A 23,807-nucleotide genomic window follows, 5' to 3' on the forward strand; every position below is an offset into this window, starting at 1 on the left:
ATGACCAGCGCGGTCGGTGAACGGTTCGGGACCGGGCCGCTGGCACGGGGCGCGGCCCTCGTCCACCACCTGCTCGTCGTCGAGGTGCTGCTGGTGGTGACGGCCGGACCGGCGCTGGGCCTGCTCACGCTTCTGGACCGGGACTGGAGCAACCTGCCCCTGGCCGCGGTGTGCGCGCTGCCGGCCGGCCCGGCCCTGTCCGCCGCGCTCTTCGCGCTGCACCACCGCCGGCTCGACCTCGCCGACCTGCGGCCGGCGGCGGCGTTCCTGCGGGGGTACCGGCTCAACGCGGGCGCGGCGGTCCGGGTCTGGGGGCTGTGGCTGGCCTGGATGTCCGTCCTCGGCGTGAACCTGACCCACCTCGGGGCGGCGGGCCTGCCCGGGTGGTGGGCGGGACCTCTCGTCCTGGTCGGCGCGGGTGCGACGCTGTGGATGCTGAACGCGCTGGTGATCTGCTCGCTGTTCGAGTTCCGTACCCGTGACGCCGCGCGGCTGGCCGCGTACCTCCTGGTCCGCACGTCCTCGGTGACCGTCGCCAACGCCTGTCTGATCGTCGTCGCGCTCGGCGTGACCTGGGCGTTCTCGGACGCCGTCCTGGCGCTGGCCGGTTCGCTGCTGGTGCTGGCGCTGCTGGGCGGCAGCCGGCGGCTCATCGACGTGGTCCGGACGGAGTACACCCGGTGAAGATCCTCTACGGCGGCGACTACAACCCCGAGCAGTGGCCGGACGAGGTGTGGGAGCAGGACCACCGCAGGTTCGGCGAGGCACACATCGACACCCTCACGGTGGGCGTGTTCACCTGGGCGCTGACCCAGCCCGCACCGGATGTCTACGACTTCACCGTCCTGGACCGGATCGTCGCCCGTGCCGCCGCCGAGGGAAGGCGGATCTGCCTGGCCACCGGCACCGGCGCGCACCCGGCCTGGCTCGCGCGGGCGCACCCGGAGGTGACGCGCACCGACTTCGAGGGCCGCAAGCACCGGTACGGCCAGCGGCACAACTCCTGTCCCAGCTCACCGGTGTTCCGGCGGCTGTCGTCCGAGATGGCCCGCCGCCTCGCGCGGCGCTACGGCGGTCATCCCGCGGTGATCGCCTGGCATGTCGGCAACGAGTACGGCGGATCCTGCTACTGCCCGCTCTGCACGGAGGGCTTCCGGGCCTGGCTGCGCGCGCGGTACGGCAGCCTGCGGGCGCTGAACGACGCCTGGTACACGACGTTCTGGTCGCACACGTTCAGCGACTGGGACGAGATCGAGGCACCGTCCGCGCTGACCGAACACTGGCGCGGGCCCGACCACACCGCGTTCCAGGGCATCACCCTCGACTATCTGCGATTCATGTCGGACGCGATGCTCGCCAACTTCTCCGACGAGAAGGCCGCCATCCGCGAGTCCGATCCGGGCACGCCGGTGACCACGAACTTCATGGGTCTCTACCGGCCGATCGACTATCACCGGTGGGCCTCGGATCTGGACTTCGTGTCGTGGGACAACTATCCGCCCGACGACCGTTCGCCGGCCCGGATGGCGCTCGCCCACGACCTGATGCGCGGGCTCAAGGGCGGCCGGCCGTTCTGGCTGATGGAGCAGACACCCAGCGTGACCGCGTGCCGTGACGTCAACCCCCTCAAACGGCCCGGCGTGATGCGGCTGTGGAGCTGGCAGGCGATCGCGCACGGCGCCGACGCGGTGCTGTTCTTCCAGATGCGGGCCGGCCGAGGCGCCAGCGAGAAGTACCACGGCGCGGTGATCGGGCACTCCGGCCGCGCGGACACCCGGGTGTTCCGCGAGGTCGCCGCTCTCGGTGCGGAGCTGTCGCGGGTGGGACCGGCCACCCTGGGCGGGCGGACCCCGGCGCGGGTGGCCCTGCTCTTCGACTGGGACAGCTGGTGGGCGCTGGAGATCTCGGACGGCCCGTCGCGACTGGTTCGCTACCTGGACGTGGTCACCGCCTATCACCGGGCCCTGTGGGACGCGGGCGCCGGCCTGGACGTGGTGCCGGTGACCGCGGACCTGAGCGGTTACGACGTGGTGGTGGCCCCGGTGCTGCACATGGTCAAGGGCGACCTCGCCGCCCGCCTGGAGGCGGTCGCCGCGCGCGGCGGCTCGGTGGTCACGACGTTCCTGTCCGGCCGCGTCGACGAGGACGACAACGCCTTTCTCGCCGACGTGCCGGGCCCGCTGGCCCGGCTCATGGGGGTACGCGTCGACGAGTGCGACGCCCGTGACGGCACCTACCTCAACCCGGTCGCGCTGGGCGGCGAGACGGTCGAGGCCCGCCTGCTCTTCGAGCTGGTCGTCCCCGACGGCGCCACGGTCGTCGGCACGTACTGCTCCGACTTCTACGCCGGTACCGCCGCCGTCACCCGCAACGACTTCGGCGCCGGGCACGGCTGGTACGTCGGTGCCGCACTCGACGCCGCCGGTGTCGCGTGGGTCGTGCGGCAGGTGCTGGACCGGCACGAGTTGCTCGGGCCGTATCCGGACGTCCCGGACGTGGAGACGGCGGTGCGGGTCACGCCGGACGGGTCCCGGCTGCTGTTCGTGCTCAACCACCGCCCCGACGCTGTCACCCTGCCGGTCGTGCACCCCGGCACCGACCTGCTCACCGGCGACCCCGCCGAGCCCGGCGGCCGGATGACGCTCGCGCCCCACGGCGTACTGGTGATCCGCGTCAGTGGATCCGGCGGCCCTTGAGGTCGGGGACGCCGGATTTGCGGAAGAAGTACGTATTGATCTGATCGCGCCACTCCTCGGCGCTGCGCACCTGCTCGCCGAGCAGCTCCGTCACGCGGTCGTGCACCGCCGGGTCGAGGAGCCCCGTGGTCTCCCGCCACGCGTCACGCATCGCCGCGACCCGCTCGGCACCGGCGAAGTGGGTGTCGTAGATGTGCTGGATCACCGTGGAGCCGCTGTGCAGGACGTGACCGTACGGCACGTGGTGGAAGAACAGCAGGAGCTCGTCGGGGCAGGTGTCCGGGGACTCGTAGCGGTCCGACCAGGGTCGCGGATACTGGCCGGTGAACCCGGTCCCGGTCGCGCGGGTGCGGTCGACACCGACTCCGTCGCGATCGGCGAAGTGGTACGTGCCCCACGGCGTGTACTCGTAGCCGTCGACGTCAGGGCCGTAGTGATGGCCGGGCCGGACCATGAAACCGGCGCCCAGCGGTGCGGTGTACTGCTCGTACGTCAGGCACGAGTCGTCCATCAGGGCGTGCAGTGTGCGCCGGAGCCCGTCGGTGGCGCCGGGGAAGGTCAGGCCGATCCACTCGTCCAGGACGGCGACCGGGTCCGCGCCCGGGTTCCAGGCCAGGCGACCGGCCGCGTAGAGGTTCGCCTGAGCGAGGGGATGGCCGGTCCAGAACGGGTCGTCGCCCACATTGGCGACCACGGCCAGTTCGCTCACCCACCGGCCGGCCTCGCCGAGGACCCGGCTCCACATCGGGGCCAGGTAGCAGACGTGTTTCTGCTGGCCGGTGTACTCCTGGGTGGCCTGGACCTCCACCGCCAGCCGGGTGGCGGGCATGGCGGCGAGGACCGGCGAGAACGGTTCCCGGATCTGGAAGTCCATCGGGCCGTGCTTGACCTGGAGGACCACGTTGTCGCGGAACCCGCCGTCGAGCGGGGCGAAGTGGTCGTGGGCGGCCCGCGCCCGGTCGGTACGGCGGTCGCGCCAGTCCTGCCGGTGGTCGTAGACGAACGCCCGCCAGTGGACCACCGCGCCGTACGGTGCGAGGGCCTCGGCGAGCATGTTGGCGCCGTCGGTGTGGCTGCGGCCGTACGTGAACGGGCCCGGCTGCCCCTCCGAGTCGGCCTTCACGAGGTAGCCGCCGAAGTCGGGCACCACCTCGACCATCCGCTGCGTGGTGCGCGCCCACCATCTGCGTACCGTCTCGTCGAGCGGGTCGGCGGTCGGGAGGTCGCCGAGCAGCATCGGTGCGGCGAAGTTCACCGAGAGGTGGACGCGTACGCCGTACCCCCGGAATGCGGCGGCGATCGCCGCGACCTCGCCGCGCCGCTCGGTCAGAAGGCGCGCCTCGGTCGCGTGGACGTTGACGTTGTTGATCGCGATCGCGTTGATCCCGCAGGCCGCCAGCAGCCGGGCGTAGGCACGCACCCGGGAGAGGTCGGCACGCAGCCGGCCGTCCCGCCAGAAGATCGACCCACCGGCGTATCCCCGCTCGACCTGGCCCATCACCGGATGCACGTCGATGTTGTCCCAGTGGTCGGCCATGCGCCGCTGCCACGCCGGCTCGTGCCGCTCGGCGACCGGACCGGGGCCGAAGGCCGCCTCACCCCGGCGAACCACCTCGAACAACCCGTGGAGCAACCCGCTCGGCCCGTCCGCGAGCACCGTCGTCACCTCGCCGTCGCGGCTCAGCAGAAAGCCGTCGTCCGCCTGCTCCGATCGGCCGCTGATCGCCAGGACCAGGTCAGCGGGCTGCCCGTCGGCACTGACCGAACCGCCGAACCGCGCACAGGCCCAGGCCACCTCGTCGCGCACGGTGTCCGCCAGCGGGCCGTCCCCGGAGACCCGGACACGCCGGCGCCCGAGCGCGCGGAACGCACCGGGCGCCAGCCAGGCCGGATGAGTTTCGAGCACATGTTCATCCATCGAAACACGACGATATCGAACGCGCTTTCACTGGGCGACAGAGATCCGTTGACCCCCGGCCCGGAGCTCCTATCGTGAAACCGCGATCGCGAATCGACGTCCGTTACCTACCTGCGCCTTCACCGGCTCGAAAGGCTCCGGCATTCCCCGCCCGGTGGTGGAGGCGCGTCCCCAAGGAGGGAACATGCGCTTGTCGCGAACACGTCCGGCGATCGCCGCCCTGGTGGTGGCGACCCTGTCGGGCGCCGGAATCCTCGCCGCCACCGTCACCGCTCGAGCGGCCGCCACCGGCTGCCGGGCCACCTACGGGGTCACGTCCAGCTGGCAGGGCGGTTTCACCGCGTCGGTCAGCGTGACGAACCTCGGCGACCCGATCTCCGGCTGGACGCTCACCTGGGCGTTCGGTGCCGGGCAGCGGGTGACGCAGGCGTGGGGCGCCACGGTCACCCAGACCGGGTCACAGGTCAGCGCCGGCAACGCGTCGTGGAACGCGGCGCTGCCGGCGAACGGCTCGGCCAGTTTCGGCTTCAACGGCTCCTGGAGCGGCAGCAATCCGTCGCCGGCCACCTTCGCGCTCAACGGGGTGACCTGCACCGGCACGGCGACGCCGGGCACGCCTCCGGCCAGCGGGTCACCGAGCGCCTCGCCCAGTGCCTCACCCAGCGTTCCCCCGGGCACGGGCACGCCGAACTCGATGGGCTTCATCGGCTGCTCGATGGCGGAGAACGTCTCGCAGGGCTACGTCGCGGTCGGCGGCAGGCGCATGTGGGGGCCGTACGGCACCGGCGGCCTGGTCGTCCAGTCGTGGACCGACACGAACTCCAGCGCCTGGCAGAAGTTCGATCAGCAGTCGTCCCGGTACGGCAGGCCGTCCGCGGTCTGGGTCCAGATCTGCATCTTCGCGCAGAACGGCGTCACCTATGACGAGGTGAGACGGCTCATCACCAACGCACGCCAGCACGCCGCTCCGGGTGCCGCCGTCTACATCACCGGCCAGCCGCTCTACGACTCCGGGCAGTCGTGCTCCCTCGCCGGCGCCAACGGCCCGGCGCTGACCGACTCGCTCGCGCGGCAGGCAGCCGCGGACAGCAGCCAGAACGTGACCTACTCCGGTCAGTTCCGCCTCCGCAGCGGTGAGGTGGCAGACGGCTGCCACGCCAACACCGCCGGCCAGGCCTCGCTCGGCAGGCAGGCACTCGCCTACTGGGGATAGGTCTCGCGCAGCACGTCGGCCCGGGCGACCTGCAGGGAACCGCCCGGGCCGGCCAGTCCGCTCGCGTCGAGCCGCGCGGCGACACCCTCCGCCGCCAGCCGGATGAGGGGTGCGAACCGCTCCGGCTCGACGCGGACGCTGTGCACCACGATCCCCACGGCGGCGACGGGCCGACCGGATCGGGACAGCACCGGAGCGGCCACCGAGCAACTGCCGAGTGTCATCTCCTCCACCGTCACCGCATAACCGCGCTTGACGGTGCGGTCCAGGTCCGCGGCGACCCGGCCGGGCTCGACCATGGTGAATCGGGTGAACCGCGGCAGGGGCCGCGCGAGATACTCACGGCGGTAGGCCTCGGGCTCGTGTGCGAGCAGCGCCTTGCCGACGCCCGTGGCGTGCAGCGGCAGCCGCCCTCCGCTGCGCGAGATGATCGGCACCGACCGGTGCCCGGCGAGCTTCTCCACGTACAGCGCGACGTCGCCGTCGCGGACGGCCAGGTGCACGTTCTCCCGGGTCGCCTCGTAGAGCATCTGCAGGAACGGCAGAGCCACCTCACGAAGCCGATGATGGACCGGCGCGATCAGCCCGACCTCCCACAGGCGGATGCCGATCTCATATCTGCCGTCGGGACGGCGGCACAGTCCTCGCCAGGCGGCCAGCTCGCCGATCAGGCGATAGGTCGTGGCCAGCGGCAAGCCGACCCGCCGGGCGATCTCGGTCAGCGACTGCTCCGCGTGTGTCGCGTCGAAGGTGTCGAGGATCGCGAGCACCCTGGAGGTGACCGACCGGCCCGGTGTCATGGTTCCTCCGGCCATGACACCTCCATTCATGCACGCTTACCGATATAAGGTATCAACAACTTTCGGCTCAAGACATGCGGATGTCTGACAATCTTACCTGTTCAACGGAGCTCGCGCGGCCGAAACTTTCGAGGCTCACCGGGAGTGGCCGCGTTCCTGGACCACCCAGGTGTTGCCGTCCGGGTCGGCGAAGGTGAACGAGCTCGCGTAGTCACGGCGCCCCGGGTCCGTGCCGGGTGAGTGGTCGCCCTGCCAGTCCTCGACGGTGGTCTTGCGCCGCAGCGGGCCGACCGGCAGGCCGCGGTCGCCCAGCTCGCGATGTGCGGCCTCGATGTCGGTCACGACGAGGTGGGTGGCACGCGCCGAGCCCGGTGCGGCATCGGTGAGGCCGGTGCCGAACTGGATCGAGCAGGCCGATCCGGGTGGGGTGAGCTGGACGACCCGGTACCGGTCGTCGGGGTGGTAGTCGACGTCCAGGGTGAAGCCGGCCAGCCGGGTGTAGAAGTCGAGCGCCCGGCCGGTGTCGCGGACGGCGAGGGTGACGACCTCGATGGTGTAGTTCACGGGTCTCCTTATCGGACGAGGGGTTCGCCGCCGTCGACGCCGAGCGAGACGCCGGTCAGGAACGTGCTGGTCAGGGCAAAGAGCACGGCCTCGGCCACGTCGCCCGGGGCGCCGATCCGGCCGGCCGGGTTGCTCGCCTCGCGGGCGGCGAACAGCTCGCCCTTGCCGCGGTCGCCGAGGGCGTCGTAGGCGCCGGTGTCGACGGTGCCGGGTGAGACGGCGTTGACGCGGATCGGTGCCAGCTCGACGGCGAGGCCGCGGGTCACCACGTCGACCGCGCCGTTGGTGGCGCCGACGGCGAGCATGCCGATCGTGGGTTTGCGCGCGGAGGAGCCGGAGAACAGGACGAACGAGCCGTCGGCGGGCATCCGCGGCGCGAAGTGCTTGGCGAGCAGGACGGGGCCGAGGACCTTGACGTCGAACGAGCGCAGCACGGTGTCGTGGTCGAGGTCGGCCACCGCCCCCCGGGCCCGCGCCGACGCGGTCGAGACGACGTGGTCGACCGTGCCGAGCCTGGTGGCCAGCGCGGCGATGCTGCTCTCGTCGGTGAGGTCGACCCGCTCGGCGGTGACGCCGGGGTCGTCGTAGGCCGCCGCCAGGACCTCCCGGTCACGGCCGGCGACGACGACGCGGGCGCCGGCCTCGCGGGCCGCCAGGGTGACGGCGCGGGCGATGCCGCTGCCCCGGCCGACGACCAGGACCGTACGGTCACGCAGTGAAGCGGGCACGTCAGTTCTCGTTTCTCTCGTCGTGCAGTTCCGCGGGGTCGAGCCCGCGATCGATGCCGTGCGGCAGGACCTTCTGGCCGGGGGCGAGGGCGAGCCTGCGCCCGTCGAGGCGGACGTCGACGATGTCCGGCTCGAACGAGACGTGGCCGCTGACCCGGGCCACCTCGGGCCACGCCGACAGGTAGGACCAGGCCGCACGCCGGTGCTCGCCGATGTCGTAGTAGCTGGCCAGCCCCTTGTACGGGCAGAAGGTCTGCCCGTCGGCGGCGGTGAGGGCCGACTCGTCGACGTCCTCGCGGGGCACGTACCACCGCGGGGCGAACCCGGACTCGTAGAGCACCAGCGGCCGCCGGGTCTCGGCGACGACCCGGTCACCGGCCCGGACGACGAGGTGACGGGAGGTCTGCCGGATGTCGTTTCGGTGATACATGTCGGCGGCGTGGCCGACGACCCGCTCGTCCTCCTCGTAGAACGCGTCCATCGCCCGCCAGGCGAAGGCGACCCGGTCACGCAGCACGGCCGCGTGCTCCGGCAGCCCGGTGTGCTGCCAGGCCGCCCGTGGGGTCACCCGGTCACCGGCGAGCGCCGTGAACCACTCGGTCCGGCCGAGTTCGCGGTGCTCGGTGGCCCGGCCGTCGGCGACCAGGTGGCCGTCGAGGACGTCACTGCTCGGGAAGTAGGCGACCGGATATCGCCCCGGTTCGTGCAGGAGCACGACGTCCTCGCTGTCGGCCACCCACTGCCCCGCGTATCGCACGCGCATCCGCCGGCGGAGCGGTTCGGCGAACAGCATCCGCTCCGGCAGCGGCTGCGCGACCAGGAAGTGCCCGACCGTCCTGGTGGCCAGCGGGCCCTGCTGCCATGCCAGTCCCATGTCCGCTCCTCAGGCCGTGACGGTGACGCGGGCCAGGAAGTCCCGGATCAGCGCGGCGACCTCGGCGCCGGCGCTCTCCAGCAGGAAGTGGCCGCCGTCAAGCAGGTGGATCTCGGCGTCCGGCACGTCGGTGGCGAAGGCGCGGGCGCCGTCCGGGCCGAAGATCGGGTCGTTGGCGCCCCACACGGCGAGCACCGGCGGGCGGTGCTCACGCAGGTACTCGTGCAGGGCCGGGTAGAGCGGCGGGTTCGTGGCGTAGTCGCGGAACAGGGCCAGCTGGATCTCGTCGTTGCCCGGCCGGGAGAGCAGCGCGAAGTCGTGGTGCCAGGTGTCCGGGCTGACCACAGTCTCGTCCGGCACACCGGCCACGTACTGCCATCTCGTCGTGTCGAGGGTCAGGGCACCACGGATCGCGGCCTCGGTCTCCGGTGTCTGCTCGCGGTGGTAGTCCCAGACGGTCTTCCAGAAGCCGGGGACGAAACCGGTGTCGTACCCGTTGCCGTTCTGCGTGATGATCGCGGTGACCGCCGACGGGTCGGCCAGCGCCAGCCGCCAGCCGATCGGGGCGCCGTAGTCCTGCACATACATCGCGAAGCGGCGCACGCCGAGCTGGTCGAGCAGCCCGGCGGTGAGGCCGGTCAGCGCGTCGAAGGTGTAGTCGAACTCGGTGGCCGGCGGGGCGTCCGAGAACCCGTAGCCCAGATGGTCGGGAGCGATCACCCGGTAGCGGTCGGCCAGCGCCGGGATCAGGTCGCGGAACATGAACGAGCTGGTCGGGAAGCCGTGCAGGAGCACGACCACCGGGCCGTCGGCCGGCCCGGCCTCCCGGTAGAACAGCCGCCGCCCCTGGACCTCGGCGTAGCGGTGATGCACAACCGTCATGACTAACCTCCATGGCTTGCTTGGGTGGTTAGACAAGAACATGGACGCGCATAACCTGTCAAGCGGAGTTTGGTGGTTAGAATGGCGGCCATGCCGACATCCGACGAGGCACTGCTGCTGGATCTGCTCAACACCACGCCCGTCATCGACGGGTCACCGCGCGACGACCTCGCCGACGCCGGCGCCGGTCACGCCTGGCTCGCCGCCCACGGCCGCCCGGTCGGCGACGACGAGTGGCGGGCGCTGGTCGCGGCCCGCGACACGCTGCAGAAACTGGTGCGCGGCACGGGTACGGCGGCCACCCTGGCACCGTTCCTGGACGGCGTCCGCACCCGGGCCACCGCCGGCGCCGACGGCGTCGACTGGGTGCTCGACCTGCCCGGCGGCCGGTCGGCGGCGGCCCAGGCGGTCCTCGCCTGGGACGAGCTGCGCCGGTCCAGCCCGGGACGCCTGCGGCCGTGCGCCAACACCGAGTGCCACCTGTTCCTGGTCGACCACAGCCGGTCGAACAACGCCCGCTGGTGCTCGATGGCCATCTGCGGCAACCGCATGAAGGCCCGCCGGCACTACGAGCGCAACCGGCCGGCCGCGACCAACTGAGGAGATGACCATGCCCCGTCTGCTGTCGGTCAACGTCGGGATGCCCGCGGACGTGTCCTGGCAGGGCCGGACCGTCCACACCGGGATCGTCAAGCGCCCGGTCACCGGCCCGCGCATGGTGCGCCGGCTCAACGTCGACGGCGACGGGCAGGGCGACACCGCCGGTCACGGTGGCGAGATCCGGGCCGTGCTCGTCTACCAGCGCGACTCCTACGACTACTGGCGCCGGTTCCTCGGCCGCGACGACCTCGAGTACGGGCAGTTCGGCGAGAACTTCACCGTCGACGGCCTGCCCGACGACGAGGTCTGCGTCGGCGACCGCTACCGCGTCGGCGAGGCCGAGTTCGAGGTCACCCAGCCCCGGGTCACCTGCTTCCGGCTCGGCATGCGGCTGGGCGTGCCCGAGATGCCCGCCCTGCTGGTGGCCCACGGACGGCCCGGCTTCTACCTCCGGGTCATCACCGAGGGCCACGTCGAGGCCGGCGACGAGATCATCCGCACGCGGACCGGCCGGCACCGCCTGACCGTCGCCGCCGTCGACGCGCTGCTCTACCTGCCGGACCGGGACGTCGACCGGCTGCGCGCCGCGACCGACCTGCCCGCGCTCAGCCCGGGGTGGCGGGCCTCGTTCCGTGACCTGCTGCAGGCGGCGGAAAGCGGAACGGCCGACGGCGCGCGAGCCGGCGGATGGCCCGGGTTCCGGCCGCTGCGGGTCACCCGGGTCGTGCCGGAGACCCCGGCCGTGACCTCGCTCTATCTGGAGGCCGGCGACGACACGGAGGCCGGTGGCGACATGGAGGCCGGCGGCGACATGGAGGCCGGCGGCGACGGTCCGCTGAAGCGCCCGGAGCCCGGCCAGTTCCTCGCCGTCCGGGTGCCCGGTGACCCGGCGCCGATCCGCAGCTACTCACTGTCGGCCGCGCCCTCGGAGACCGGTTACCGGATCAGCGTCAAGCGCGAGTCACCCGAGGGCGCGGCCGCCTACCTGCACACCCTGAAGGCCGGGGCGACGCTGGACGCCGCCGCCCCGCGCGGCGACTTCGTCCTGGACGAGCACGACGACGCCCCGGTGGTCCTGCTGTCGGCCGGGATCGGGGCCACGCCCCTGATGGCGATGCTGCACGCGCTCGCCGCCGGTGGGAGCAAGCGGGAGATCTGGTGGGTGCACACCACCCGGTCGCCGGCCGAGCACGCCTTCGCCGCCGAGGCCCACCGGTTGCTGGCCACGCTGCCGAACGCCCACGAGAAGATCCACTACTCCGGGGCTGGCCGTCTCACCGGGGAGGACCTGGCCGGCCTGGGGATCGCAGAGCGCGCGTCGGCGTACCTCTGTGGTCCTGATCTTTTCATGAGCGCCATGCGGGAAGCGCTGGTGAGCATCGGCCTGGACCCCCACCGGATCCACCGTGAGCTGTTCGGGACGCTGCCGCCGATCAACCCGGGCGTCACCGGCACCTCCCCGGTCGCACCGCACCGGCCCGAGGGGCCCGCCGGCACCGGGCCCCTCGTCACGTTCCTGCGGAGCGGGCTCACCGTGCCGTGGGACGGCTCCTACGGCACGGTGCTCTCCCTCGCCGAGGCCTGCGACGTGCCCACCCGCTGGTCCTGCCGGACCGGGGTGTGCCACACCTGCGTCACCCCGGTCGTCTCCGGAAGCGCCCACCACCAGCCGGCGCCGCTGGAACCGCCGGCACCCGGCTCGGTGCTGGTGTGCTGCGCCCGGCCCGAGACGGACCTGGTCCTGGACCTGTGACCTAGCGGGAGGCGCGCAGGTGGCCCAGCACGTGGTCGAGGATGAACTGGTGGCCGGCCGAGGTCGGATGGACGCCGTCGGGCTCCAGGAAGCCGGCCGTGCCGATCTCCCGGGTGGCCTCGTGCAGGTCGATCGCGTCCGGCGCGGTCTTGCGCACCACGTCGGCGACCTCGGCCACCGCCGCGGCCCGCCAGTGCACGGGCACGTCCCGGAAGTAGCTGTCGATGCGTTCCTGGTCGACGGCGGGCGGTGTGATGACCGTTATCGCGGCCCCGAGCTGGCTGGTGACCAGGTCGATCAGCGCGCGAAGGTTGCGTTCGGTCTCGCCGGGTGTCGCCATCCGGTATCCGCCCTCGCGCCCGTGCTCGCGTGCGTCGTTGGTGCCGATCATCAGCAGGACCCGGCTGGGCCGGGCCGCCTCCAGCAGGTCGAATCGTTCCAGCACGTCCGCGGTGGTGTCACCGCTGACCCCGAGATTGACCAGGGTGGCCGCGGGTGTGCCGGCCTGGTGGAACGACTCGGCGAGGATCTCGAACCAGCCCAGACGGTCGGCGGTGATCGAGTCGCCGACGGCGACGATCCGGTCGTCCGGCCCGAACGGCAGGGCGTCGAGGGTGGCGCGGTAGTGGCGTCCGGCCAGCATCCGGGCCGCCGCCGCGCGCGTCTCGTCACGCATGGCGTCGATCAGGGACCGGATCTTGGCCGGCGTGCTCGCCAGCATCTGGGCGAGCAGCCCGTCGTGCCCGTCGTCGGTGATCGGGAAACGCTGGAGCAGCGGCCACCGCTGGGTACGGGTATACCTCACGAAGTGCCGCCGCTCGTCGTCGGTGAACGCGCTGACCGCCGTCATGCGGTCCACCCGCCGTCGACCGAAGGCAGATTCAGGACGTCGTCGATGGTGCGGACCGTCCCGTCGTTCTCGACGGTGATCCGGTGGGTCCGGTCTCGCAGGTCGAGGCGCAGCCCGGCTCGCGCCGTGCCGTGGTGCCAGCGCAGCTCGATCGACGTCTCGTCGCCGTCGTGCTCGAAGACTCCCCGGAAGGCCGGGTGATGGGCACGCAGCCGGATGGCGGCCATCTGGGCGCGGACCACCGGCCGGGCGAGAGCCTCGTCGATGTCCGTGTGCCGGTAGTGGGTGCGGTTGACGTCTCGTCCGGTTCCGGTGCGCCGCAGAAGTTCGACGTCGTTGTGGCCGGCGAGCAGGCCGACGTAGTAGATCTGCGGGATGCCGGGCACGAACAGCTGAAGGAGCCGGGCCAGCAGATAGTCACGGTCGTTGCCGCCGAGCGCGTCGTAGAAGGTGCAGTTGACCTGATAGAGGTCGAGGTTGCTGGCGGCCGCGCCGGTGGCGAGCCGGCTGGTGCCGCCGCTGGCGTCGTGGATCGCCTCGACCAGGGCGTCGATCTGGCCGGCGTCCAGCAGGCCGGGCACTCCGGGCAGCAGCGGGCTCGCGCCGACGTCCACGATGCCGATGCCGTCGTGGGTGTCCAGTACGGTGACCGCGTTCGCCGGGCGGATGCCGAGCCAGCGGGTCAGCGGCCTCGGGTCCCGGGCGTGCAGCGCGTGCAGCACCAGCGGAGGCAGGGCGAAGTCGTAGACGAGGTCGACGTCCGCCGCCAGCTCGACCTGCTGCTGGTAGTGACCGTGGACCTCCACCAGGATGCGGGCCCCACGCTGGTGGGCGTACGCGCGCAGCCGCTCGGTGAAGGCACGTGTCTCGTCGGTCATGAAGCAGTCGGTGCCGGCCCGCTTCCCGACGTACCCGACGGCGTCCAGGCGGAGCAGGGTGACGCCCGCGCCGGTCAGCCGGTCGATGATGCCGGTCAGGTACGACCAGGTGGCCGGGTGCTGGACGTCGAGGTCGACCTGCTCGGCGCTGAAGGTCGTCCAGACCAGGCGCGGCCGCCCGCCGAGGACCATCGTGGTGAACGGCAGGCCCGGCCGGGGCCGGTAGACGGCGGTCAGCTCGTCCTCGGTCGCGCCGTCCGGGAACACCGAGCTCATGGTCAGGAACATCCCGCGCTGCGGCGAGTCGTCACCTCGGGCCAGCACGTCCTGGAAGGCGGCGGACCGTACGGACATGTGGTTGACGATGACGTCGGTCATCACGGTGTGCGTGCGGGTCAGGTCGCCGACGTCGGCCCAGGTGCCGAGCCGCGGATCCGGCTCGGTGTGGTCCTCCGGGTCGAATCCGGCGTCCGCGCCGTCGAACGGCCGGAAGAAGGGCAGGACGTGGACACCGCCGAAGGTGTCCCGCAGCGGGCCGCGCAGGAGCTCGGTGAGTCCGCGCAGCGTCCCGCCGAACCGGTCGGCGTACGCGATCAGCTGTGGTGCGTTCATGTCTCAGCCCTTGATCGAACCTTGCAGCAGCGCCGCGACGAACCGGCGCTGGAAGATGAGGAAGACGGTCAGCGTCGGCACGAGGATGAGCAGCGCACCGGCGCACAGCAGCGGGATGTCCGTACCCCATTGACCCTGGAACGCGCCGAGCGCACCGGCCATCGTCCGCTTGGCCGGATCGTCGACGAGCACGATGGCCAGCAGGAACTGGTTCCAGGTCCAGAGGAACAGCAGGATCGCCAGTGACGACAGCGCGGGCATCGCCAGCGGCACGTGTATCCGCCAGAACAGCGGCCAGGTGCCGGCGCCGTCGACCCGGGCCGCCTCGGAGAGGTCGTCGGGCATGGTGACGAAGTGCGCCCGCATCCAGAGCACGGAGAACGGCATGAACAGCCCGATGAGCGGCAGGATGATCGCCCAGCGGGTGTTGAGCAGCCCCATGTCGCGGATCTGGTAGTAGAGCGGCGTGATGATCCCTTCGAACGGCAGGGTGAGTCCCAGCACGAAGATCAGGAATCCGGCGCGGTGGCCGGGCATCCTCAGGTGCCCGAAGGCGAACCCGGCCATCGTCCCGAACAGCAGGGACACCGGGACCACGCCGAGCACGATGAGGGCGCTGGAGAGCAGCAGGCCACCCATGTTCGCGGCGCCGAAGGCATCGGCGAAGTTGCCCCACTGCGGGTCCTCCGGCCAGGACAGCCCGGAAGGATAGGTGCCCGCCGGGTGCAGCGCGGTGACGAAGAGGCTGACGAACGGCAGCACGGTGATCGCCATGAGCAGCACCAGCAGGGCGCGACCGACGAGGCTCTCGCGGCTTCTCACGATCATCGGGAGCCGTCCCGGGTGAGGCGCTGGACCGGGAGCACACACGCCAGGACGAGGACGACGAGGGCGACCGCCAGGGCCGAGGCCATGCCGATCTCCCGCTCGGAGAAGGCGAGGTAGTAGATCTCCAGGCCCGGGACCATCGTGGAGTTGCCGGGTCCGCCCTGCGTGGCGATGTAGACGATGTCGAAGCTGGCCAGCGCGGCGATCACGGTCACCGTGACGCACACGCCGATCTCCTGGCGCAGGCTGGGCAGGGTGATGGAGAAGAACTCGCGGATCGGGCCGGCGCCGTCCAGGCGCGCCGCCTCGAACAGGGCGGGGTCGATCTTGCTCATACCGGCGAGCAGCAGCAGGGTGCACAGGCCGACGAGAACCCAGGCCCCGATCACGCCGACCGCCGGCAGCGCCGTGCCGAAGTCGCCGAGCCAGGCGCGGGTGAGGTCGCCGAGCCCGACGGCCGAGAGCAACTCGTTGGCCAGGCCGGTCGAGGAGAGCAGCCAGCTCCACATGATGCCGGCGGCGACGAGCGGGATGACCTGCGGCAGGAAGAGCACGGTACGGGCGACGACCGCGAGCCGGCTCTGTGCGATCGTGCGGATGGTGGCCGCCACGAACAGGCCGAGCAGCACCGGGACGCCGCTGAAGAAGACGATCAGCTCGAACGCGTGCAGGATCGAGGCGAACAGCTCCGAGTCGGTCAGCAGCCGCCGGTAGTTGTCCAGGCCGACCCAGGTCGAGGCGCCGATGCCGTTCCAGTCGTACAGGGAGTACTGGACGGTCAGCAGCAGCGGGCGCAGGACGAACGTCGCGTACATGACGATCGCCGGCGCGGCGAACAGCCACCCGAGCCAGGCCGCCCCGGGGCGGCGCGCGCGCCGCGCGCGCCGCCCGGTGCTCGGTGCCGACATCAGTTCTTGACCTGGGATTCGTAGTCCTTCTGCACCGACTTGAGCAGCGCGTCCGGTGTCTGCTGCCCGGCCGCCAGCTTCTGCAGCTGCGGCGTCCAGCTCTTGGCGTAGATGGCGCCGGTGGCGTTGGCGATGAAGTCCATCGCGCCGTTGTCCTGGCCGATGGTCGCTCCGGCGGCCAGGGTGCTCGCCGTGACGCTGCCCTCCTGGACGGGCGGCATGTACGCGTCCGCCGGTCCCATCGGGTGCGAGCCGCCCACCTTCACCGCGATGTCGCGGGCCTGCTGATTCGTGGCCACCCAGTTGAGGAAGAACGCGGCGCAGTCGGCGTTCTTGGCCGTGCTGCCGATCCCGTACGTCAGCGGTGCCGACATGGCGGCGCGCTTCCCACCGGCCTGCGACGGCGGCATCAGGAAGAACCCGGCGTTACCGGCCATCTGCTTGTCCAGATTTCCGGACTCCCAGTCGCCGTTGAAGATGAACAGGTTCTTCCCGCCGATGAAGCGGCTCATCATCGTCGCGTAGTCCTGGGAGTTGATGTCCGGCGCGAGGTAGCCCGCCTTGATCCACTTCTCCAGGTGCTGGGTGGCCTGCAGGTTCGTCGGCGTGTCGATCGAGGCGCCGGGCTTCTGGAAGATCCAGTCGTTGATCGCGGCCGGGTCGCCGTACGCGGCCATGAGGTTCTGCAGCGGGAACGCCAGACCTCCGGTGGCACCGCCGTTGAACTGGTTGATCGGGGTGAGCCCGGCGTCCTTGGCCTTCTGCAGGAGGCTGTCGAACTCGGCGAGAGTGGCCGGCGGCTGGGTCATGCCGATCTGCGCGGCGAGCTTCTTGTTGTAGAAGACGCCGGTCATGCTGAAGTTGAGACCCATGGCGTAGAGCGGGCCGTTGCCGCGCTCGCCGCTGGGGCCCACCCGCATCTGTTCGAGCTGGGAGGCCGGCCAGGCGGTCCAGCCCTGAGCCTGCGCGTAACCGTCCAGGTTCTTCAGCAGGCCGTCCTTGACCAGCTCGGAGACCTGCGGCAGGCGCATCAGGTCCGGCGGGTCGTCGGCGAGCACACGCGGCGCGTTCTGGGTGATCACGGCGAACTGGTCCTCGCGGATGTCCCACGTGACGTTCGGGAACTGCTTGGTGAACTCGGTGGCCAGGTCCTTGGGCAGGGGAAAGCCGGTCTCGAAGTAACCCTTCAGCTTCACCGGCCCGGTGCCGCAGGTCGCGGCCGTGGCCGGGGCGGCGCTGGTGTTCGTGTCGGTCGCACCGGAGTCGCTGCCGGGGGCGCTGCACGCCCCGGTGACCAGAAGCGCGGCAAGGGTGATCGCTGTCAGTAGTGATCTGTTGGTGGCTCCGTGAACCATGTCAGGCCTCCCGGATCGCAGAACGTCCGGTGGTGAGCAGATCACCGCCGGGCGCGCAATGAAGTCACGTGCACGAAACCTCATCGCCACGAGGCATGTCAAGAGATTCTATAAAAGCACTTTTATCGAGAGCGGCAGCAGGTCAGAGCGCTGTGAGACCTCGCGTCTCAGGTGGTTGAGCGCTCGACCAGGCTGACGTCGAGCACCGTGGTGGACCGCAGTTCGGTGCCGTCGATGTGGCCGAGCAGCACGTTCAGCGCGGCGCTCCCGGACTCCTCGAACGGCTGGCGCACGGTCGTCAGGTCCGCCGCCGTCGCGGTCTCCCCGTCGTCGAAACCCATGACGGCCACATCATCGGGCACCCGCAGACCACGGTCACGGGCGGCCAGCAGCACCCCGACGGCCAGCGTGTCGTGGTGCGCCATGACGGCGCTCGGCCGGTCCGGGCGGTCGAGCAGGTCCGCCGCCGCGCGCCGGGCGGCGTCGACGGAGTTGTCGCTGGTGGCCACGATGACGTCCCCGCCGGCGGCGCCGATGACCTCCCGGAATCCGGACAGCCGCCGGATCGCCTGGGACTCGTAGTCGGAGACCTGGCGCTCGAGCAGGTATCCCACGTGGCGATGCCCGCGGTCACGCAGGTGCCCGGCGGCCAGCCGCCCTCCGTCGTTGTCGTCGATGACCACCCGGCTGAACAGGGCGCTGTCCGCGTCGACGGCCACCGTCGGCAGCTTCCGTTCCCGGAGACGGCCCGCGATGGCGTCCTCGATGCGAAGGCCCATCACGATCAGCCCGTCGAGCCGGCCGTGGATGGGCATGCTTGCCAGCACCGGCGACGAGGCCAGCGCGGCCGACTCGTGATCGAAGACCACGACGTCGATCTCGAGCTCGGCCGCGGCCGGCAGCAGCCCGGACAGCCGGCGAAGATACGACCCGTAGGAGGTGAAGGGCGCCATCACGCCGATCCGCCCGGTGCCGCGCCGGGCCAGGCTGACCGCCTGGACCTTCGGCACGAAGCCCAGCTCGTCGGCCGCCGCCAGGACACGCGCGCGGGTCGCCGGGCTGACCCGGTCCGGCTTGTTGAGAACGTTGGAGACGGTCGAGATACTCACCTGGGCGCGGTCGGCGACCTCGTAGATGGTGACTCGCTGACCCGCCGTCACGTCCCGCCTCTCTGACCGAAGCGCTTTATCAAAAGCACTGTACAGCCCCGCTGCCCGCCCCGGTCAGCACCGGAGCGGGCAGCGGTTCGGTCATCGGCCGGCGCCGACCGGTTCCAGCATGGGCGGCAGTTCGTCCGGAACAGCGTCGCGCAGGCGCTCCCCCTCCACGTCCACGTTCGGCAGGAGCCGGTCCAGCCATCGCGGTATCGCCCACGCCCGCCGTCCGAGCAGCGCCATCACCGCGGGCACGATCGTCATCCGGACCACGAACGCGTCGAGCAGGATCGCGGCGGCCAGTGCGAACCCGATCGACTTGATCAGCGGATCGGGTGCCAGGACGAAGCCGGCGAAGACGCTGATCATGATGATCGCGGCGGCGGTGACCACCCGGGCGCTGTGCGCGTAGCCGACGATCACCGCACGGGTCGGCGGCGCGCCGTGCACATGCTCCTCGCGCATCCGGCTGACCAGGAAGACCTCGTAGTCCATCGCCAGGCCGAACACGATGCCGATCAGGATCACCGGCAGCAGGCTGACGATCGGGCCGGTCTGGTCCACGCCGAACAGATCGGCCAGCCAGCCCCACTGGAAGACCGCTACCACCGCGCCGAACGTCGCCACCACCGACAGCAGGAACCCGGCGATCGCCTTCAGCGGCACCAGCACCGACCGGAACAGCACGGTCAAGAGCAAAAAGGCCAAAACCACAATCACACTGAGGTACGGGAGAAGCGCGTCACCCATCTTCGCCGCGATGTCGATCGTGACCGCTGTGGTGCCGGTGACCGACAGGTCCGCCCCGGTGCTCGCCCGCAGCCCCTCATCGGCGTCCCGGATCGCGTGCACGAGGTCGGTCGTCTCGGTGCTGTCCGGTGCGCCGGACGGGACCACCTGCAGCATCGCGGTGTCCCCGGCCTGGTTGAACGTCGGCGGACTGACCGACACCACACCGGGCAGCGCCGTGATCGTGTCCGCCGCCGCGGTCGCCGCCGCCTTCGGGTCGGCGCTGGCGGCCGCGTCCACCACGACCAGCAGCGGGCCGTTGTACCCGGCCCCGAACCCCTCGGTCACCAGGTCGTACGCCTTGCGCTGGGTGGTGTCCGGCGCGGCCATGTTGTCGCCGGGCAGGCCGAGCCGCAGGTCCAGCGCCGGCAGCGCGATCAGCCCCAGAGCCGCGACCGCTGTCACCACGGTCAGCACCGGCCGCCGGGTGATGCCGCGGGCCCACCGCAGGCTCAGATTCGGCCGCTCGCCGTCCGCCTCGATGTCGCGGGTCTGCCCGCCGCGCCCGGTGATCCGCCGGCCGGCGAATCCGACCAGCGCCGGCAGCAGGGTGAGCGCGATGAGCACCGCCACGGCCACCGCACCGGCCGCGGCCAGGCCCATCTCGGTCAGCACCGGGATGTTCACCACCGCCAGCGCGGTCAGCGCGACGAGCACGGTGAGCCCGGCGAACGTGACCGCCGACCCGGCGGTACCGACCGCGCGCCCGGCCGCCTCCGCGCCGGTCCGGCCCACGGCCAGTTCGTGCCGGTATCGCGACACGATGAACAAGGCGTAGTCGATGCTGACCGCGATGCCGAGCATCAGCGCCAGCGTCGACGTGCTGCTGCTCAGGTCGAGGAAGCCGGACGCGAGCTGGATGCCCGCCATCGTGGTGGCCACCCCCAGGAACGCGGTGAGCAGCGGCAGCCCGGCGGCGATGAGCGACCCGAACGTGATGGTCAGGACGACGGCGGCGACGCCGAAGCCGATCACCTCGCTGAGACCCTGCTCCGGTTCGCTCTGCAGGGCGTCGCCACCGGCCTCCACGGTCAGCCCGGTGTCCCGGCCGGTCTCCGCCGCCGCCAGCAGCCCCTCCCGGTCGGCTTCGGTCACCTCGGGGGCCGGCACCTTGAACGTGACCCGCGCGTACGCGATCGTGCCCTCGGCGTTGATCGTGCTGCTCAGCGGATCGCTCACCTCGGCCACCCGCGGCCCGGCCTTCAAAGCCGTCACGGTCTCGCCGACGGCGGCCCGGTTCTCCGGGTCGGTGAGCTTCTCGCCGGGCGGCGCGGCGAACACCACCCGGGCCTCGGCGCCGCCCGCCGGTGACGCGCCGAAGCGCTCGCCCAGCAGGTCCTGGGCCTGTTGCGCCTCGGTGCCGGGAATGGTGAAGTCGTTGGAGGTCGGGCCGGACAGCGTCGCGGCGCCCACGCCGAGCAGCCCCAGGACCGCGAGCCAGATCGCGAGGACCAGCTTCCGACGCTGGAAGCTGAGCCGGCCGAGCCGGTACAGATAGGTTGCCATCGGATCTCCCGAGCAGCCGGTTTCAGGGACCGTTCCACCGTCGCGAAACGCGCTCGGAAAGTCGTCGTCCAGGTGTAGGCAGTCGCGTACCACGGTTGCGGTATCCGCCGGTGCCGTCGGTACCACGACGAGACGACGCCACCGGGTCGCGCGCCCGCGTAGATTCGGCGGTGATGAACACGACCGAGGGCCACCTTCTCGGGCGCTGGCGGGTGATCGCCGAGCGCCCGCTGCTGGTGGACTTCGTGCTCGCCCTGGTGCTGGCCGCCGCGGTGCTCAAGGCGGCGCTCCCGGAGTCCACCCACCGGCCGACCCGCTGGGACGTGCTGATCGCGGTGGTGGCGTTCGTGGCGGTCATGGGCCGCCGCCGCCGGCCGACGCTCTCGCTCGCGATCGCCACCACGGCCACCGCCGCCGCCGTGGTGCAGGAGGTCAACAACCCCGGCCTGATCGTGGCCCTGGGCGTCATCACGTACTCGATCGCCGCGCACACCGACCGGCGCCGCGGCTGGATATGCGCGGTGGCCGCCTCGTCGATCGTCTACCTGACCGTGGTGGTGCTCAACCGGGACGTCTGGTTCCGCGGCGACGTGCTCGGCATCTTCGCCTGGGTCTTCCTGGCCGCCGCGGTGGGCGACGCCGCCCGGTCGCACCGGGCGTACGTACGGGAGGTCGAGGAGCGCGCCCGCCGCGCCGAGCAGAGCCGCGAACAGGAGGCGCGCCGGCGGGTCGCCGAGGAGCGGCTGCGCATCGCGCGGGAGCTGCACGACGTGGTCGCGCACCACATCGCGGTGATCAACGTCCAGGCCGGTGCGGCCGCGCACCTGCTCGATCGCCGGCCCGACCAGGTGGCGCCCGCGCTGCACCACATCCGGGAGGCGTCGAACAGCGTGCTCGCCGAGATCCAGTCCGTGGTGGGTGTCCTGCGCGGCGCCGACGAGCCGGCCGACATCGAGCCGGCCCCGGGCCTGCGGCGCCTGCCCGATCTGCTGGCGGGGCTGGCGACCGCCGGGTTCACGGTGCAGTTCGAGCAGGACGGCGAGCCGGGGGAACTGCCGGCGGTGGCCGATCTGGCCGCCTACCGGATCGCGCAGGAGGCGCTGACGAACGCGTACAAGCACGGCATCGGCGCGGCCCGGCTCAGCGTGCGGCACGCCCCCGCGACGGTCGAGATCGAGGTGGTCAACGCGGTGCCCGTGGGCACGCCCGGACCGGGATCCGGGTACGGGTTGCTCGGCATGCGCGAGCGCGCCGTCTCGGCCGGTGGCACGCTCACCGCGGGCGCCGATGGACCGGACTTCCGGGTCCGGGCCGTGCTGCCGGCGAGCTACCCGGCACCGGCCGCGGGCTGTGGATTCGGCGCCGTGCTGCCCGGCCGATTGCGGCCCGCGTGACCATCCGGGTGCTGCTCGCCGACGATCAGGCTCTGATCCGGGCCGGCTTCCGGATGATCATCGACTCGGAGCCCGGCTTCGAGGTGGTCGCCGAGGCCGCGGACGGCCGCGAGGCGCTGGGCCTGGCGCGGACCACGTGCGCGGACGTGGTGCTGATGGACATCCGGATGCCGAACATGGACGGTCTGGAGGCCACCCGGCGGATCGGCGCGGACGACGACCTGGCCGGTGTCCGCGTGCTCGTGCTGACCACGTTCGAGAACGACGACAACGTGGTGCTGGCGCTGCAGGCCGGTGCGAGCGGGTTCCTCGGCAAGAGCGTGGCGCCGGAGGACCTGCTGCACGCGATCCGGGTGGTGGCCGGCGGGGAGGCGCTGCTGTCGCCGCGGGCCACGCGAGCTCTCGTCGGCCGGTTCCTCGACCACCTCAGGCCGGAGGCTCCACCGGCGCCGGTGCTGGACGGGCTCACCGAGCGGGAGCGGGAGGTGCTCGTCCTCGTCGCGCACGGCCTGTCGAACACCGACATCGCGGGCCGGCTCCACGTGTCGCCGCTGACGGCGAAGACGCACGTGAACCGGACGATGACCAAGCTGGGCGTCCGCGACCGGGCGCAGCTCGTCGTCATCGCGTACCAATGCGGTCTGGTCCGCCCGGGTGACGCCCTCCCCGGAAATTAACCAGGCAGCTATTGACCGGTTTCACTGGAAACTGTGAAACTCGCTCATGTTTCGCAACCGTCCCGTTGCCCGGGTCGGCGTCGCCTCCGGTCTGACCGTGCTCCTGCTCGCGGTCTGGGCCGGCCCGGCGTTCGCCGATCCGCCCCGTAACCTCCCGCAGAACGCGGGTGGTTACGAGCAGTCCTTCTCCCCCGCCTTCGACTACGACACCGACGGCTGCTACGCCACCCCGGCCATCGGTCCCGACGGCACGCTCAACGGCGGCCTCAAGACCACCGGCGCGGTCAACGGCAGCTGCCGCGACCAGTCCGACCTCGACAACTCACAGACCTACGCCCGATCGAAGTGCGACAGCGGCTGGTGCGCGATCGTGTACGCCGGTTACTTCGAGAAGGACCAGGCGGTCGCCGGCAGCGGGCTCGGCGGCCACCGGCACGACTGGGAACACGTCATCTCCTGGGTGAACCAGGCGTCCAACCAGGTCGAGTACGTGTCCACCACGCAGCACAGCTCCCAGAAGACCTATCCCCGGTCGCAGGTGCGCTTCGACGGCAGTCATCCCAAGATCGTCTACCACAAGGACGGCCTGTCGACCCACTTCTTCCGGCTCGCCAACAGCAACGACGAGCCGCCGGAGAACCACTACCACAACTGGCGCTACCCGCCGCTGGTCGACTGGAACGGCTGGCCCAGCATCGCGCTGCGGGACCGGCTGATGGCCGCCGACTTCGGATCCGCCTCCATCAAGATCAAGGACGGCTCGTTCGAGTACCTGCTCAACGCCGCCAAGCCGGCCGGCATCCCCTTCAAACCGTACGCGTGACGCCC

Annotated in this window: 21 protein-coding genes; 8 read left to right on the top strand and 13 right to left on the bottom strand. The window is 71.4% G+C overall.

All coding sequences use genetic code 11. The features are described 5' to 3' along the window. Complete coding sequence (locus AB0M02_RS17350; protein ID WP_364227733.1) at positions 1 to 684, top strand: hypothetical protein; 684 nt, start codon at positions 1 to 3, stop codon at positions 682 to 684. Further along, positions 681 to 2,696 (top strand): beta-galactosidase, encoded by a 2,016-nt coding sequence (locus AB0M02_RS17355; protein WP_364227736.1) that lies wholly within the window; start codon positions 681 to 683, stop codon positions 2,694 to 2,696. The genes AB0M02_RS17350 and AB0M02_RS17355 overlap by 4 nt, the downstream gene beginning before the upstream one ends. Here the strand turns inward: AB0M02_RS17355 and AB0M02_RS17360 are convergent. Beyond that, a complete protein-coding gene (locus AB0M02_RS17360) occupies positions 2,674 to 4,614 on the bottom strand; it encodes an alpha-glucuronidase (protein ID WP_364227739.1) in 1,941 nt (646 codons plus the stop codon). The two genes, AB0M02_RS17355 and AB0M02_RS17360, sit on opposite strands and share 23 nt — an antisense overlap. A gap of 184 nt (positions 4,615 to 4,798) precedes the next feature. Here AB0M02_RS17360 and AB0M02_RS17365 point away from each other — a divergent pair, with 184 nt between their 5' ends. Further along, positions 4,799 to 5,827: a cellulose-binding domain-containing protein gene (locus AB0M02_RS17365; RefSeq protein WP_364227742.1), complete on the top strand. Its 1,029-nt coding sequence runs from the start codon at positions 4,799 to 4,801 to the stop codon at positions 5,825 to 5,827. Here the strand turns inward: AB0M02_RS17365 and AB0M02_RS17370 are convergent. From AB0M02_RS17370 to AB0M02_RS17390, 5 genes are all read right to left on the bottom strand, one after another. Beyond that, positions 5,815 to 6,642 (bottom strand): IclR family transcriptional regulator, encoded by an 828-nt coding sequence (locus AB0M02_RS17370; RefSeq protein ID WP_364227745.1) that lies wholly within the window; start codon positions 6,640 to 6,642, stop codon positions 5,815 to 5,817. The genes AB0M02_RS17365 and AB0M02_RS17370 overlap by 13 nt on opposite strands. A 120-nt stretch (positions 6,643 to 6,762) precedes the next feature. Continuing rightward, positions 6,763 to 7,191, bottom strand: a complete 429-nt coding sequence (locus AB0M02_RS17375) for a VOC family protein (protein ID WP_364227748.1) — start codon at positions 7,189 to 7,191, stop codon at positions 6,763 to 6,765. 8 nt (positions 7,192 to 7,199) lie between these two features. Then, positions 7,200 to 7,919 carry an SDR family oxidoreductase gene (locus AB0M02_RS17380; protein WP_364227750.1) on the bottom strand — a complete coding sequence of 240 codons (720 nt, stop codon included), beginning with the start codon at positions 7,917 to 7,919 and terminating at the stop codon, positions 7,200 to 7,202. Position 7,920: 1 nt separating this feature from the next. After that, on the bottom strand, positions 7,921 to 8,793 hold the full coding sequence (locus AB0M02_RS17385) for a DUF427 domain-containing protein (RefSeq protein WP_364227753.1): 873 nt from the start codon (positions 8,791 to 8,793) through the stop codon (positions 7,921 to 7,923). 9 nt (positions 8,794 to 8,802) lie between these two features. Next, entirely contained in the window at positions 8,803 to 9,675 is an 873-nt protein-coding gene (locus tag AB0M02_RS17390; protein ID WP_364227756.1) for an alpha/beta fold hydrolase, read from the bottom strand. Between the two features lie 90 nt (positions 9,676 to 9,765). Between AB0M02_RS17390 and AB0M02_RS17395 the strand changes: the two genes are divergently transcribed. Together AB0M02_RS17395 and AB0M02_RS17400 are read left to right on the top strand one after the other, a co-directional pair. Then, positions 9,766 to 10,275, top strand: coding sequence for a CGNR zinc finger domain-containing protein (locus AB0M02_RS17395; protein ID WP_364227759.1), 510 nt, complete (start codon positions 9,766 to 9,768; stop codon positions 10,273 to 10,275). Positions 10,276 to 10,285: 10 nt separating this feature from the next. Continuing rightward, positions 10,286 to 12,028, top strand: a complete 1,743-nt coding sequence (locus AB0M02_RS17400; protein WP_364227761.1) for an MOSC domain-containing protein — start codon at positions 10,286 to 10,288, stop codon at positions 12,026 to 12,028. 1 nt (position 12,029) lies between these two features. Here AB0M02_RS17400 and AB0M02_RS17405 read toward each other — a convergent pair whose 3' ends face one another. The 7 genes from AB0M02_RS17405 to AB0M02_RS17435 form a co-directional block, all read right to left on the bottom strand. Next, entirely contained in the window at positions 12,030 to 12,878 is an 849-nt protein-coding gene (locus AB0M02_RS17405) for a GDSL-type esterase/lipase family protein (RefSeq protein WP_364227763.1), read from the bottom strand. Continuing rightward, positions 12,875 to 14,368, bottom strand: coding sequence for a sucrose phosphorylase (gene gtfA, locus AB0M02_RS17410; RefSeq protein ID WP_364227766.1), 1,494 nt, complete (start codon positions 14,366 to 14,368; stop codon positions 12,875 to 12,877). The genes AB0M02_RS17405 and gtfA overlap by 4 nt, the downstream gene beginning before the upstream one ends. A gap of 3 nt (positions 14,369 to 14,371) precedes the next feature. Further along, positions 14,372 to 15,196, bottom strand: coding sequence for a carbohydrate ABC transporter permease (locus AB0M02_RS17415; protein WP_364227767.1), 825 nt, complete (start codon positions 15,194 to 15,196; stop codon positions 14,372 to 14,374). Further along, a complete protein-coding gene (locus AB0M02_RS17420; RefSeq protein ID WP_364227769.1) occupies positions 15,193 to 16,104 on the bottom strand; it encodes a sugar ABC transporter permease in 912 nt (303 codons plus the stop codon). The genes AB0M02_RS17415 and AB0M02_RS17420 overlap by 4 nt, the downstream gene beginning before the upstream one ends. Then, positions 16,104 to 17,459, bottom strand: coding sequence for an ABC transporter substrate-binding protein (locus tag AB0M02_RS17425; RefSeq protein WP_364227772.1), 1,356 nt, complete (start codon positions 17,457 to 17,459; stop codon positions 16,104 to 16,106). Before AB0M02_RS17425 ends, AB0M02_RS17420 begins: the two co-directional genes overlap by 1 nt. 167 nt (positions 17,460 to 17,626) lie before the next feature. Next, complete coding sequence (locus AB0M02_RS17430; protein WP_364227775.1) at positions 17,627 to 18,619, bottom strand: LacI family DNA-binding transcriptional regulator; 993 nt, start codon at positions 18,617 to 18,619, stop codon at positions 17,627 to 17,629. Between the two features lie 90 nt (positions 18,620 to 18,709). Further along, entirely contained in the window at positions 18,710 to 20,908 is a 2,199-nt protein-coding gene (locus AB0M02_RS17435) for an MMPL family transporter (protein ID WP_364227778.1), read from the bottom strand. 173 nt (positions 20,909 to 21,081) lie between these two features. Here AB0M02_RS17435 and AB0M02_RS17440 point away from each other — a divergent pair, with 173 nt between their 5' ends. From AB0M02_RS17440 to AB0M02_RS17450, 3 genes are read left to right on the top strand one after another with little or no spacing between them, the layout of a single operon-like run. Beyond that, entirely contained in the window at positions 21,082 to 22,302 is a 1,221-nt protein-coding gene (locus AB0M02_RS17440) for a histidine kinase (protein WP_364227781.1), read from the top strand. Continuing rightward, entirely contained in the window at positions 22,299 to 22,979 is a 681-nt protein-coding gene (locus AB0M02_RS17445; protein WP_364227784.1) for a response regulator transcription factor, read from the top strand. Before AB0M02_RS17440 ends, AB0M02_RS17445 begins: the two co-directional genes overlap by 4 nt. A gap of 46 nt (positions 22,980 to 23,025) precedes the next feature. Then, positions 23,026 to 23,802 carry an NPP1 family protein gene (locus AB0M02_RS17450; RefSeq protein WP_364227787.1) on the top strand — a complete coding sequence of 259 codons (777 nt, stop codon included), beginning with the start codon at positions 23,026 to 23,028 and terminating at the stop codon, positions 23,800 to 23,802. Positions 23,803 to 23,807: the final 5 nt, after the last annotated feature.

Source organism: Actinoplanes sp. NPDC051861 (genome assembly GCF_040681145.1).
Taxonomy (GTDB): domain Bacteria; phylum Actinomycetota; class Actinomycetes; order Mycobacteriales; family Micromonosporaceae; genus Actinoplanes.